Consider the following 13,407-nt stretch of genomic DNA (forward strand, 5'->3'; position numbering starts at 1 on the left):
AACGACACAAGGGAGTGGGCATGGAAGGCTTCGCCGGAAAGGTCGCCGTCGTAACCGGCGCCGGATCAGGCATCGGACAGGCTCTGGCCATCGAGCTGGGACGCTCGGGCGCCAAATTGGCGATCAGCGACGTCGACACCGAAGGCCTGGCCGTCACCGAGGAACGCCTCAAGGCGATCGGCGCCGAGGTCAAGACCGACCGGCTCGACGTCACCGAGCGCGAGGCTTTCCTGCTCTACGCCGACGCTGTCAAGGAGCACTTCGGCAAGGTCAACCAGATCTACAACAACGCAGGCATCGCATTCAGCGGCGACGTCGAGATCAGCCAGTTCAAGGACATCGAGCGGGTGATGGACGTCGACTATTGGGGCGTCGTCAACGGCACCAAGGCCTTCCTGCCGCACCTGATCGCCTCCGGCGACGGGCACGTCATCAACGTCTCCAGCCTGTTCGGCATCTTCTCGGTTCCCGGCCAAGCCGCCTACAACTCGGCCAAGTTCGCGGTGCGCGGCTTCACCGAGGCCCTGCGTCAGGAAATGGCCCTGGCCAAGCATCCGGTCAAGGTGACGTGTGTGCACCCGGGCGGGATCAAGACCGCCATCGCGCGCAATGCCACCGTCGCCGAGGGACTGGACCAGAAGGCGCTCGCGGAAACCTTCGATCGGCAGCTGGCCAACACCACTCCCCAGCGCGCCGCCACGATCATCCTCGAGGCCGTGCGCAAGGACAAGGCGCGCGTGCTGGTCGGGGCCGACGCCAAGATCCTCGACGTCATCGTGCGGATCACCGGCTCCGGCTACCAGAAGCTGTTCGCCTCCGCGATGGGTCGGATGATCCCGCGCTGACGCCGGCCACTGGATCTGCCGAGATCTGGTCGCTGTCGGTGTCGTAGTCGAACAGCTCGCCGTAGCGACCCCAGTCGATCGCGATGTCGAGTTGGCGCTGGGCGTCGTCCGGACCGAACCCACGCCGGAGCAGATCCAGGAAGAACCCGGCCCGCAGGTTTCCATCGGAGCTGGTACCCAGCGCGGTGCAGATGGTGCGGACCAACGGCGCCCGCGTGCGCGCTTGCTCGGCGAAGATCCGCTTGCTCGACTGGATGTCGGCGGTGGTGAATTCACCTCCGGTAACCGTCAATTCGAGGTCCCCGTGGCGCACGTGCAACATCCCGAGCATGGCCGCGGCGTCCACGAGCGGCAGCAGGTCGTCGATCTCGAAGTTGAGTTCGGTGGCGATGTCGGGCAGGTCGGCTTTCCCGCCTCTGGCGTAGACGATCTCGACCAGCCCGGCCAGGCCGCCGACGGTGGCATCCGGCAGCGGGACGCTCGTCGGGGTCGCCTCGGTGGATTCGGGCCGCGCCGCACCGGATTCGGTACCGGTCAACAGCTCGTAGAGCTTGTCGACCAGCGCCTCGAACGCCGGAGCGCGGCGGTCTCTGGGCCGGGCCAGGTCCACGCTGACCTCGGCGCGGATCCGGCCGGGGTTGGCGTCCAGCACGATGACCCGATCGGCGAGCAGCACGGCCTCCTCGATGTTGTGGGTCACCAGGCAGATCGCCTGGGTCGGGAACTGCCCTCCGGTCCACAGCGCCATCAGCTCGGTGCGCAGGTTCTCGGCGGTCAGCACGTCCAGCGCGGAGAACGGCTCGTCCATCAACAGCAGATCCGGCTCCAGCACCAGCGCCCTGGCGAACCCGACCCGCTGCCGCATGCCGCCGGAAAGCTCCTTCGGATAAGCCGATTCGAACCCGTCCAGGCCGATCATGTCGATCGCGGCCAGGGCCTGCGCCCGCCGCCGTGACGGCGACACACCGCGGGCGGCCAGGCCGAGCTCGACATTGTCCTGCACGGTCAGCCACGGCATCAGCGCGAACGTCTGGAACACCATGGCGGTGCCTGGATTCGCGCCGTTGAGCTCGGTGCCGCGATAACGGACGGAGCCGCTCGTCGGGGCGATCAGGCCGGCGATCGTGCGCAGCAGGGTCGACTTGCCGGAGCCGGAGCGGCCCAGCAGTGCGACGACCTCGCGGGCCCGCAGGTCCAGCTTGATGTCGTCGAGCACCAGCAGGGAGTCACCGGCCGACCCGGTGAAACTCTTGCTCACGCCGTCGACGCTGACCAGTACGTTGTCGGTCATGGGAACCTCCATCGGATTTCGTTTCAGGACAAGGAGAATCGGCGTTCGGACAAGGTGTACAGGCGACGCCAGAACAGCCGGTTGGTCGCGACCACGTACATGCTCATGACGATCACGCCGACGAGGATGCGGCCGCCGTCGCCTGCCGCGGTCGCATGGGTGATGTAGGCACCCAGACCGGTTGCGGTCAGCGTGGTGCCGTTGAAGCTGACCACCTCGGCCACGATCGACGCATTCCAGGCCCCGCCCGCGGCAGTGATGCCGCCCGTGACATAGCTCGGGAAGATCGCGGGAAGAATCAGCTTGCGCCACCAGAGCATTCGCGGTAGCCGGAGATTGGCGGCGGCCTCGCGCAGGTCGTTGGGGATCGCGCTGGCCCCCGCGATGACATTGAACAGGATGTACCACTGCGCACCGAGTGCCATCAACAGGATGCCGCCGATGTTCAGGCTGATGCCGGTGAACAGCAACACCGCGGTGACCAGAGGGAACAGGAAGTTCGCCGGAAACGACGCCAGCACCTGGACCACCGGTTGCGCCAGCCGGGACACCTTGGGGTTCAATCCGATCCACACCCCCACCGGAACCCAGATCGCGGTCGCGACCGCCACCAGCACCACGACCCGGGCAAAGGTTGCCAGCCCGAGTAGCAGTGCATCGCCGACCTCGCCGAGACCGACGGTGCTCGAGATGAAACCGATCGCGCGGTAGCAGCCGTACCCGATGAGTACCGCCAGAACGACCCCGAACACCCAGTCCCCCAACCGGCGCCGGGCCATCGCGGTCCGTAGTGGGCGCTCGGCGACGCCGAACACCGACATCACCCGATCCATCGGGTAGACCAGAAAACCGAGCGGACGTCCCACCAGGCGCGAGACATTCGACCGGCGCAACACGTCCAGGGTGATACTGCGCGGCGCCTGCGCCGCCTCGGAATCCTCCATCCGGAACCGTTCCACCCAGGCCGTGAGCGGGCGCCAGAACAGCACGTTCACCCCGACCACCATCACGATCATCACCGAGATCGCCACCAGCACCTTGTTCAGTTCACCTGCGTCGCTCGCGGCGGCGACGAACGCGCCGATACCCGGCAACGCGAATTCGTGGTTGTTGACGCTGAGCGCCTCGGCCGCGGTGAGGAAGAACCAGCCGCCGCCGAAACTCATCATGCCGTTCCACACCAGCGGGATCATGCCGCCGGGCAGATCCGCCCGCCAGAACCGTTGCCACCGAGACAGTCTCAGCAGACGACAGGCCTCATCCAGCTCACGCGGCTGCGATTTCAGCGAGTAGTAGAACGAGAACGTCATGTTCCAGGCCTGCGACGTGAAGATCGCGAAGATCGCGGCGCATTCCAGCCCGAGCTCCGAGCCCGGGAACAACGCGATGAAGCCGGTGATGGTGATCGATAAGAAGCCCAGGATCGGCACCGACTGCAGGATGTCCAGCAGTGGGATCAGCACCTTCTCGGCCCGCCGCAAGCGTGCCGCGGCGGTGGCGTAGACGAAGGTGAACACCAGCGACAGCCCGAGCGCGGCGAACATGCGCAACAGCGACCGGCCCGCGTAGTACGGCAGATTCGCCAGATCGGTGGACACCGAGGACGGGGCGGAGGTCACCTGCCACGGCACTGCGGCGCTCTGCACGAGCCGCACGACCACCCACAGCACCGCGGCCGCGCCGACGAACACCAGCACGTCGGCAGCCACGCTGCGGGACGGTCGCGACAGAGCGCCGCGGGTCGGAAAGGTTTGTGTCACAGCCATATCGCCTCAGTCCTGATCCTCGTTGGTCTCTGGTTCGTCGATCTGCCACCGCACACTGATCACCGACGGCTCGAACGACAACCGGCTGACCGCCGTCTCCATGCCCTTGTCGTCACGCCCGGGTGCCCTCAGCGTCGCGCACACCTCGACCCGGTCGCCGTCGGCCATGTGCGTGCTCTGCACCGATTGCAGCGCAAAATCGGTGCGGGACAGTGCATCTACCAGAACTGTGCGCACGTGCGCCTCGGCGCTGTCGGCGGCCATCGCGCGGAACGTGTAGGTGGTCGGGGTCTCGGTCCCGGTGTCGGGCTGCCGGTCCACGAACATCCCGACCGGCCGCAGGATCACGTGCACGGCGACCACGACACCGGCACCGGCGACCGCCTCGACGTACATGCCGGCCCCCGCCAGCGCACCGACCGCCGCCGAACACCAGAGGGTGGCCGCGGTGTTCAGCCCGCGCACGGTCAATCCCTCGCGCAGGATCACCCCGCCGCCGAGAAATCCGATACCGGACACAATCTGGGCGGCCACCCGTGTCGGGTCAGCGGTGGCACCGGCGAAGCCGTGCGCCGAGAGCACCACGAAAAGCGTGGCCCCGGCGGCCACCAGCGCATTGGTGCGCAGCCCCGCCATACGCGCCCGGTACTGGCGCTCCAGTCCGATCAGTGCCCCCAGGCCCACCCCGGTCCCAAGGCGCAGCAACATCTCCGCAGTCGTCATCCTGCGCTCGCTTTCGAAATCGTGAAGGAATTACAGCCAGCTACGGTGCCGGCGAAGGTACCTGCGCTTGACCACGTGCGCGGCGAGTCCGTACGCCGCCACGACCGCGGTCAACCACAGTGCGTATGTCATTGGCAACGGACTCATTTGGAGCAAACCGGCCAACGGGGTGAACCCGAGAACCAGACCCACACCCGCCACGACGGCGGCTGCCGCCACCACGATGCGGGCGGGGCGCGCGCCGCGCCACGGCGCCATTGTCGAGCGCAGCACCAGCACCACCGCGAGCTGGGTCAGCAGGCCTTCGACAAACCAACCGGCATGGAACATCGCCGGGTTCTGGCCGGCCCCGAAGATCCACCACAGCGCGGCGAATGTGGCCAGGTCGAACATCGAGCTCAGCACACCGAAGACCACCATGAAGCCGACCAGGCCGTCCGACGGCCACCGTCGCGGCGCACGCAGGTAGTCACGCTCGACCCGGTCCCACGGCAAGGCCAGTTGTGCGGTGTCGTACAGCAGGTTCTGCACCATCAACTGGATGGGCAGCATCGGCAGGAACGGCAGGAGAACACTTGCGGCGACGACCGACAACACGTTGCCGAAGTTCGACGCGGCGGTGATCTTGACGTACTTCATGGTGTTGGCCAGCGTGCGCCGGCCCTCGACCACCGCGCGGGCCACCACTTCGAGATCCTTGTCCAACAGGATCACGTCGGCGGCGTCCTTGGCCGCGTCGGTGGCGGTGTCGGCAGCGATCCCGGCGTCGGCGGTGCGCAACGCCGCGACGTCGTTCACTCCGTCACCGAGAAAGCCGACAGCACAGCCATTTTGGCGGAGCGCGGAAACGATCCTGACCTTGTGCCCCGGCCCCAACTCGGCAAACACCGACGTTCCGGTTACCACCGCGGGTAACCTGTGGTCGCCGATCCGGTCGATCTGGGTACCGACCAACACCCGCTCCGGGTCGACCCCGACCTGGCCGGCGACCTGCCGGGCGACGATCGCGCTGTCGCCGGTGAGAATCTTCACCTCGACGCCGCAGTCGGCGAGCCGGCCGACAGCGGGCGCCGCGCTGGCCCGTACCGGATCGACGAATCCCACGAATCCGGCCAGTATCAGGTCGGTTTCGTCGTCCTCGCGGTAATGCTCCAGGCGGGCGGGTCCCGGCTTGACCGCCACGGCCAGCACCCGCATGCCCTGCCTGCGGTAAGCCTGAACGAGATCGTCGGCCTCCAGCCGGACGTCGTCGCCCAGCGCGACATCCGCCTGCTCCAGCCACACCCGCGAGCAGCGCGGCAGCACCCGGTCGGGATCACCTTTGCAGATCAGTACATGCTCATCCGGCTGGCGCTGCACCACCACACTGGAGCGGCGGCGCGCAGGGTCGAAGGCGATCTCGTCGACCTTGTCGAAAGCGGCCTCGGCCAGCAACGGCATGCCGTGTTCGGCCAGCATCTCGCACATCGCGGCGTCCAGCCGGTCGTGCGACTCATCGGCGAAAAATGATGCGAGGTAGGCGAACTCGGCAACCCCGTGATCGATCCGGCCGGTGACGTCGATGCTGTTGGCGTAGACCACCCGGTCCTCGGTGAGGGTTCCGGTCTTGTCGACGCACAACACCTCCACCGCACCCAGATCCTGGATGGCGTTGAGCCGGCTCACCACCACCCGGTCGCGGGCCAGCCGGGTGGCACCCCGTGCGAGATTGGAGGTGACGATTACGGGCAGCATCTCCGGGGTCAGGCCGACCGCCACCGCCACCGCGAACATCGCTGCCTGGGACCAGATTCCGGAGACTGATCCGTTGACCACGAACACGATCGGGACCAGCACCAGCATGAACCGGATCAGGGTCCAGCCGACGGTGCGGACCCCGATGTCGAAGCTGGACTCCGTGCGCACGCGAGCGGCATCGCGCGCGAGCGATCCGCCGTAGGTCTGACTTCCGGTGGCCACCACCACCGCGGTACCGCTTCCCGCGACCACGGCCGATCCCGCGAAGCACAGGCTGGCCGATTCGATGATCCCGGTGCCGGCCGCGGCGCCGTCGGCCACCGAGGCGCTCTTGCGCACCGGCAGCGCCTCACCGCTGAGCACCGACTGGTCGATGAGGAGGTCGGTGCAGGACAGCAGCCGCAGATCGGCTGCCACCACGTCGCCGGCCCGCAGCGTCACGACGTCGCCGGGCACCAGGTCGCTCACGGGCACTTCACGCGCGAGCGGTTCCTCGGATTCGTCGGCCCGGCGGCGCACCGTCGCGGTGGCCGATGCCAGGGTGCGCAGCTGTCGCGTCGCCCGTACCGTCCGCGTCTGCTGCCACAGCCGCAGCCCGACCGCGAGGACCACCATTACGGCCACGGTGATGGATCCGCGCGGGTCACCGACGGCCACGAAGATCGCGGCGAGTCCGCTGAGCAGGGCGACGAACGGACTGCGCAGTGCCGCGGCGAGCCGCGCGAAGAAGCCGTCCTCGGCGGCTGTTGGGAGGTTCTCGCCGTGGCGGTGCAGCCGTTCAGCCGCCTGCGCTTCGGTCAGTCCCCGCGGCGTCGCGTCCATCTGCTGGAACACCGTGAACACCGGCGCCTCGGCCAGTTCGCGCAGCGGCATCACGTCGCCGACCGCGTCGAGACGGCCCGCACTGCGGTGAATCCCGGGTGAGGTCATGATCCGGTCCTTATCGCGTCGGAGGCTCCTTGGGTGGGGTTTGTGCTCCGCGCGGACCGAGGCCGGCTAGACGGACTGCAACAGGTTGCGCTGCGTCCGTGCGCGGAGGCGGGTACTACTTCCCTCGACCATGTGGTCCACCTCCAAGCCGCCGTTCGCCGCGGGTGCGGCGTCGCAGTCCAGTAGAACCCAAGACATCCGAACAGTCAAACGCTTGCACAACTGTTAGAAATCCGTCAGCCTGGCAGATGCCATCGAGAGGAGTTCCGTGCCCGACCCCACGCCAGCTGACGACGAGCTTCCGCCGCGGCTGTTGCAAGACACCGCGGCCACCTTCGGGTTGCTGTCCGCGCCCGTACGTCTGCACATCCTGTGGCTGCTCTCCCGCGGCGAACAGGACGTCGGCACCCTGGCCGACAAGACCGGACAGAGCCTGGCCACCGTGAGCCACCACCTCGGCAAGCTCAAGCTGGCCGGCCTGGTGCGCGCCCAACGGCACGGCAAGCGCCAGGTCTACGTCGCGACAGACCCGCGCGTACTCGCTGTCATCCGAGAGGCGATCGGCGGGCACGCCGACCCGGACATGCCGCTGCGCATCCGCCACGCCTGAGCCTGACAGCAGCAGACACCGGTACCGGCCCTGTGCGCCTGGTATGCGGTGGCGCAGGTGTCACAACGCAGGCGCGTGCTGCGCTTCGCGACTCTGGACCCGCTTTCCAGCGTTGCCCCGCAACGGATTTCACGATGGCGGCAGGTACCCGCACTGCTGTTGGTGTGCTCGTTCGCGGTGTTCACCGTTGGACTGGCTGGGAGTGATGGCCCTGGCGCCGGCCACTGTGGCCGGATTGGTCATCAACCGGCGCCTGCCCGGCTGACCGGGAAGGCTCAGTGACCCAGCGGGTTGGCCTGGAGGAACGCATCGGCCACCGCACCGGGATCCTTGCCCTCGGCGACCTGCCTGCGCATATCGGCCAGTGACCCCGTGTCGAGGACACCGGCGATCTCGTTGAGAGCCAGGATCTGGCGCTCGTCGAGCGTGTTGCGGCGATACAGCGGCACCACGTTCTCGCCGCGGATCAGGGACGTCTTGTCAGCCAACACGGTCAGGTCCGACGGGATGGCCGGATCGGCCGTCGTCGACCAGGCCGCGTTGATCTTGCCGGCCCGCAGGGCCGCGAACAGGCTCTTGTCATCAGGGAACACGAGTGCCTCGGGCAGCGTGCACGACCCGACTGCCGCGGGCACACGCATCGACGCCACGGCACCCGGCCGGGCCTTGGCACAGTTACGGCGCAGCGCGCTCAGATCGGTCCCACCCCACGCCGTGGCCGTGGCCTCGGTGACCACCAGCGCGGGCTTGTCCTGCGCCGACATGGTGTAGTCGCCGGCCGCGACACCTTCGGGTAGCGCCGACAGCAGATCCCGGTAGACCTGTTCATCCGCGCGTGCCGTGGCGCTCGGATCGAGCTCGGTCAGAAACCTGCCGGTGAACCCCGGCTGCACCGTCACCGATCCGGAATCCAGCACGCCGGGGACGCCATCGGTGTCGGTCACCACCGCCGGGGTGCCGTAGTAGCGCAGCGCCGCCGCGTAGAGATGACCGAGCAGCACCGACTCGGGCGCCGGACCCGCCCCGACCGCAAGAGCGGCCGGGGCCGAGTTGGACACGCATCCCCCCAACACCGGTGCCACCAGCGCCAACAGCAGCAGTAGTGCCGACGCCAGGGTGCGGCGCATTCGTGAGCTCAGGACTCTGCGGGGTCAACCGCCGCCGCGACCGCGGCCGCAACCGCAGGGCCGACCCGCGGATCCAGCGCACTGGGCACGATGTGGTCGACGGCCAGATCATCGCCGACGACGGAGAAGATCGCCTCGGCAGCCGCCACCTTCATCTTCTCCGTGATGCGGCGGGCGCCGGCATCGAGCGCACCGCGGAACACCCCGGGGAAGGCCAGCACGTTGTTGATCTGGTTCGGGAAGTCGCTGCGCCCGGTCGCCACGACCGCCGCGTATTTGCGGGCGGCGTCCGGGTGGATCTCGGGATCCGGGTTGGACAGTGCGAAGACGATGCCGTTGGGCGCCATCGTCGCGATGAGCTCCTCGGGCACGACGCCGGCCGACACCCCGAGGAAGACGTCGGCGCCCTCGAGCGCCTCGGCCACACCGCCGGTGAGCTTGCGCGGGTTGGTGCGCCCGGCCAGCTCCGCCTTGAAGGCATTGAGGTTGTCCCGGCCGGAGTGCACGATGCCCTGCGAATCGAGCACGACGACGTCGGCGATGCCCTTGTTCAGCAAGATGTTTGCGCAGGCGACACCCGCCGCACCGGCACCCGAGATGACCACACGCAATGCATGGATGTCCCGCTCGAGCACCTTGGTGGCGCCCAGCAGCGCGGCCAGCACCACGATCGCCGTGCCGTGCTGGTCGTCGTGCATGACCGGGCAGTCCAGCGCCTCGATGACCCGGCGCTCGATCTCGAAGCACCGCGGGGCCGAGATGTCCTCCAGGTTCACCGCGCCGAACGTCGGACGCAGCCGGATCAGGGTTTCGACGATCTCGTCGGGATCCTTGGTAGCGAGCACGATCGGGATCGAGTTCAGCCCGCCGAAGGACTTGAACAGCGCGCTCTTACCCTCCATGACCGGCAGCGACGCCGCGGGGCCGATGTCGCCGAGGCCCAACACCGCGGTACCGTCGCTGACCACCGCGACCAGGCGGTTGGCCCATGTGTACTTGGCGGCAAGGGTGTGATCAGTGGCGATCGCCCGGCTCACCTGGGCGACGCCAGGGGTGTAGGCGATCGACAGCGCACGCTGGGTATCCAGCGGCTCCTTCAACTCGACCGAGAGCTTTCCGCCTTCGTGATGATCGAAGATCTCGGCGTCTTCGATGACAACTTGCGGGGTGCGCTCCGCTGACGAGCGCTCGGACGAGGAGGCGACTGTACTTTCCGACACGGCGCAAGGGTACTTCAATGCCAATTCTCACAGGGGCGGGTTCCCCGCTGGTGAGCGTTACTTAACAGTAGGTACGCGTACCATTCGTTGTGCTGATCAGGTTGCTGCACATCGCCCAGGAAGGCCGGAAACGATGCCCACATTCCGCGCCTTGCCACCGGCCCTGCGGGCCACGGCGAGGACCCGGCCCGCAGACCCCGACGCCAGGACGATCCACGTTCCGGTGGCGCGGGCCATGGTCGATTGCGGTGTCTACAGCGGTGGCGACCGGCTGCCCGGCAAATACACCCACGCGGCGGCACTGAACAAGGTCCGCGAACTGCAGGCCGCAGGCGAGAAGGCGTTCGTCTGGATCGGCCTGCACGAACCCGACGAATTCCAGATGCAGTCGGTGGCAGACGTTTTCGGCTTGCACGAGCTGGCTGTCGAGGATGCTGTGCACGCCCACCAGCGTCCCAAGCTCGAACGGTACGACAAGACCCTGTTCCTGGTGCTCAAGACCATCAACTACGTCGAGCACGAGTCGGTGGCGCTGGCCCGCGAGATCGTCGAGACCGGCGAGATCATGATCTTCGTCGGGCCGGACTTCGTGGTCACCGTGCGGCACGGCGAACACGGCGGACTGGCCGGGGTCCGGAAACAGCTCGAATCCTCGCCCGCCATCCTCAAACTCGGACCGTTCGCCGTCATGCACGCGATCGCCGACCACGTGGTGGACAGCTACCTCGACGTGACCGACTTGATGGAAACCGACATCGACGCCATGGAGGAGGACATCTTCTCCCCCCGCACGCACACCAACATCGAGTGCATCTACCTGCTCAAGCGGGAGGTCGTCGAGATGCGCCGTGCCGTGGCGCCGTTGACGCTCGCGCTGGCCCGGTTGCTGACCGACCACAACGACCTGATCTCGGTCGAGGTGCGCAGGTACATGCGCGACGTGCACGACCACAATGTGCAGGCCTCCGACCGCGTCACGAGCTACGACGAGATGCTCAGCTCACTGGTGCAGGCCGCGCTCGGCAAGGTCGCCATGCAGCAGAACGTCGACATGCGCAAGATCTCGGCGTGGGTGGCGATCGCCGCGGTACCCACCGCGATGGCCGGGATCTATGGGATGAACTTCGAACACATGCCCGAATTGCAGTGGACGTGGGGCTATCCCGCCGTGCTACTGACGATGGCCACCATCTGCTTCGTGCTGTACCGCACGTTCCGTCACAACGATTGGCTCTAGCCCGGATCAGCTTGGGCTGGCGGCCCTTCGGGTCGGATCGAGCACGTCGACCCCGTCGGTCTGCCACGCCTCGCGCATCGCATCCGCACCCTTGAGCCGCACCCAGGCGGCCTCGGTGGCAGTGATCGGCGTAGCCGAGAGCACCGTCACCGGAGACAGCGGGTCGGACAGGACTACCTCGCCGATATCGCTGGGGCCCAACAGGAATGCACTGAACGGTGCGGAGTCGAACAACTGCGTCTCCAGGTCGACGAGCGCGTCGGCCTCCAGGATCAGCCCCTCCACGGCGGGCGCGGCAGCCAGGACGGCCAGCGACCGGGCCAGCCCGCCGGGGGTCGGCCCCCGCAGCGACAGCACCACCTCGGCCCGGGGACCGTGGATCGGATCGGAGACCAGCTCAGTCGGATCGAACATCGGGTGCCGCGAACAGCCCAGCGTCACATAGTGATACAGATCCCTGCCAGCACTGTCGGTACCCCCGGCCCGCAGGTCCGGCCCGAACCGCAGCACGTCGATGCGCTCGGTTCCCAGGAAGGTGACGCTGGCGCTGACAGGTTCCGCGGTGATACCCACCGCACCGAAGTGCTCGACCACATGGGCGCGAACCGCAGCCAGGACGTCGATCACTCTTCTGTCGGTTCTCCGGCCGGTTCGGCCGATTCGGCGGGTGCAGCTGCCTCGGGCGCCTCGGGTGCCTCGGCTTCTTCGGTCTCGGGCTCCTCGGGCTCCTCGGCCGCCACGGGCTCGGTACGGGTCAGGTTCGCTCCGGTTTCGGCATCGAAGATCACCAACTTTGAGGTGTCGAACGCCAACTGGATCTGCTGACCATTGGCCACCGTGGATTCTGCCGACACCCGAGCCACGAACTCGTTGACACCGCCCCCGGAATCGGCGACCAACTCGGCGAGCTGCGCCGCCTCCGCGCCGGCACCGTCGATGGTGAAGTGCACGTACTTGTCCGCACCGAGCGATTCGACGATGTCGGCACGCACTCCGAAGCTCAGCGCCCGGATCCGGGCGTACCCGTCGAGCAGCGACGCATCCTCCAGGTGCTCGGGCCGGATTCCGACGATGATGTTGTCGGGTTTGGGCTGACGGTCCAGCAGATCGTGCACCTGCGGCGTCAGAGTGACGTCGCCGAACGGCAGCCGCACCCCGACGTCGGTGAAGGTGGCCGGGAAGAAGTTCATCGCCGGGGATCCGATGAAACCGGCCACGAACAGGTTCGCGGGGTTGTTGTACAGCTCGTCAGGCGTGCCGATCTGCTGGATCTCGCCGGCCAGCAACACCACGACGCGATCACCGAGCGTCATCGCCTCGGTCTGATCGTGCGTCACGTAGACGGTCGTGGTGCCCAGCCGGCTCTGCAGCCGCGCGATCTCGGCACGCATCTGCACGCGCAGCTTGGCGTCCAGGTTGCTCAGCGGCTCGTCCATCAGGAATGCCTTGGGGCGGCGCACGATCGCCCGGCCCATCGCCACTCGCTGACGCTGCCCGCCGGACAGCTGGGCCGGCTTGCGGTCGAGCAGTTCGGTCAGGTCGAGGATCTTGGCGGTCTCTTCGACCTTGGCCGCGATCTCGTCCTTCTTGAGCTTGGCCAAGGTCAACGGGAATGCGATGTTCTGGCGCACCGTCATGTGCGGGTAGAGCGCATAGGACTGGAACACCATCGCGATATCGCGGTCCTTGGGCGCCTTCTCGTTGACCCGCTCGCCCCCGATGCGCAGCTCGCCCGACGAGATGTCGTCAAGCCCGGCAATCATGTTCAGCGTGGTCGACTTACCGCAGCCCGACGGCCCCACCAGGATGATGAACTCGCCGTCGGCGATGGTCATCGAGAACTCTTTGACGGCTTCTCTGGTACCGCCTGCACCGTCGGGGTAACTCTTGGTGACCCGGTCCAACACAATTTCGGCCATCC

11 protein-coding genes are annotated in these 13,407 nt (G+C 67.3%); 3 read left to right on the forward strand and 8 right to left on the reverse strand.

Features of this window, described 5'->3' with window-relative positions; all coding sequences use genetic code 11:
• Nucleotides 1-20: 20 nt before the first annotated feature.
• Nucleotides 21-845 carry an SDR family NAD(P)-dependent oxidoreductase gene (locus ACWEFV_RS08755; protein ID WP_135457227.1) on the forward strand — a complete coding sequence of 275 codons (825 nt, stop codon included), beginning with the start codon at nucleotides 21-23 and terminating at the stop codon, nucleotides 843-845.
• Here the strand turns inward: ACWEFV_RS08755 and ACWEFV_RS08760 are convergent.
• Genes ACWEFV_RS08760 through mgtA form a run of 4 tightly spaced genes read right to left on the reverse strand, consistent with a single transcriptional unit; the run spans nucleotide 784 to nucleotide 7,292 of the window.
• Nucleotides 784-2,136, reverse strand: coding sequence for an ABC transporter ATP-binding protein (locus ACWEFV_RS08760; protein WP_450069856.1), 1,353 nt, complete (start codon nucleotides 2,134-2,136; stop codon nucleotides 784-786). The two genes, ACWEFV_RS08755 and ACWEFV_RS08760, sit on opposite strands and share 62 nt — an antisense overlap.
• A gap of 23 nt (nucleotides 2,137-2,159) precedes the next feature.
• Complete coding sequence (locus ACWEFV_RS08765; protein ID WP_450069857.1) at nucleotides 2,160-3,902, reverse strand: ABC transporter permease; 1,743 nt, start codon at nucleotides 3,900-3,902, stop codon at nucleotides 2,160-2,162.
• Between the two features lie 6 nt (nucleotides 3,903-3,908).
• Nucleotides 3,909-4,625, reverse strand: a complete 717-nt coding sequence (locus ACWEFV_RS08770; protein WP_450069858.1) for an MgtC/SapB family protein — start codon at nucleotides 4,623-4,625, stop codon at nucleotides 3,909-3,911.
• Between the two features lie 30 nt (nucleotides 4,626-4,655).
• Nucleotides 4,656-7,292, reverse strand: coding sequence for a magnesium-translocating P-type ATPase (gene mgtA, locus ACWEFV_RS08775; protein ID WP_450069859.1), 2,637 nt, complete (start codon nucleotides 7,290-7,292; stop codon nucleotides 4,656-4,658).
• Nucleotides 7,293-7,560: 268 nt separating this feature from the next.
• On the opposite strand from mgtA, the gene ACWEFV_RS08780 reads away from it, so the two are divergent.
• The gene (locus tag ACWEFV_RS08780) at nucleotides 7,561-7,902 is read left to right on the forward strand and encodes an ArsR/SmtB family transcription factor (RefSeq protein WP_135457237.1); all 342 of its coding nucleotides are present in this window, start codon (nucleotides 7,561-7,563) and stop codon (nucleotides 7,900-7,902) included.
• A 275-nt stretch (nucleotides 7,903-8,177) separates the two neighbouring features.
• Here the strand turns inward: ACWEFV_RS08780 and ACWEFV_RS08785 are convergent, their stop codons facing one another.
• Nucleotides 8,178-9,029, reverse strand: a complete 852-nt coding sequence (locus tag ACWEFV_RS08785) for a glycine betaine ABC transporter substrate-binding protein (protein WP_450069860.1) — start codon at nucleotides 9,027-9,029, stop codon at nucleotides 8,178-8,180.
• An 8-nt stretch (nucleotides 9,030-9,037) separates the two neighbouring features.
• Nucleotides 9,038-10,249 (reverse strand): NAD(P)-dependent malic enzyme, encoded by a 1,212-nt coding sequence (locus ACWEFV_RS08790; RefSeq protein WP_135457241.1) that lies wholly within the window; start codon nucleotides 10,247-10,249, stop codon nucleotides 9,038-9,040.
• A 133-nt stretch (nucleotides 10,250-10,382) separates the two neighbouring features.
• On the opposite strand from ACWEFV_RS08790, the gene corA reads away from it, so the two are divergent.
• Entirely contained in the window at nucleotides 10,383-11,486 is a 1,104-nt protein-coding gene (corA, locus tag ACWEFV_RS08795; protein WP_450069861.1) for a magnesium/cobalt transporter CorA, read from the forward strand.
• 6 nt (nucleotides 11,487-11,492) lie between these two features.
• Here corA and ACWEFV_RS08800 read toward each other — a convergent pair whose 3' ends face one another.
• Nucleotides 11,493-12,113 carry a suppressor of fused domain protein gene (locus ACWEFV_RS08800; RefSeq protein WP_450069862.1) on the reverse strand — a complete coding sequence of 207 codons (621 nt, stop codon included), beginning with the start codon at nucleotides 12,111-12,113 and terminating at the stop codon, nucleotides 11,493-11,495.
• A complete protein-coding gene (locus ACWEFV_RS08805; RefSeq protein WP_450069863.1) occupies nucleotides 12,110-13,405 on the reverse strand; it encodes an ABC transporter ATP-binding protein in 1,296 nt (431 codons plus the stop codon). Before ACWEFV_RS08805 ends, ACWEFV_RS08800 begins: the two co-directional genes overlap by 4 nt.
• Between the last annotated feature and the right edge of the window lie 2 nt (nucleotides 13,406-13,407).

This window comes from Mycobacterium sp. NPDC004974, assembly GCF_053600815.1.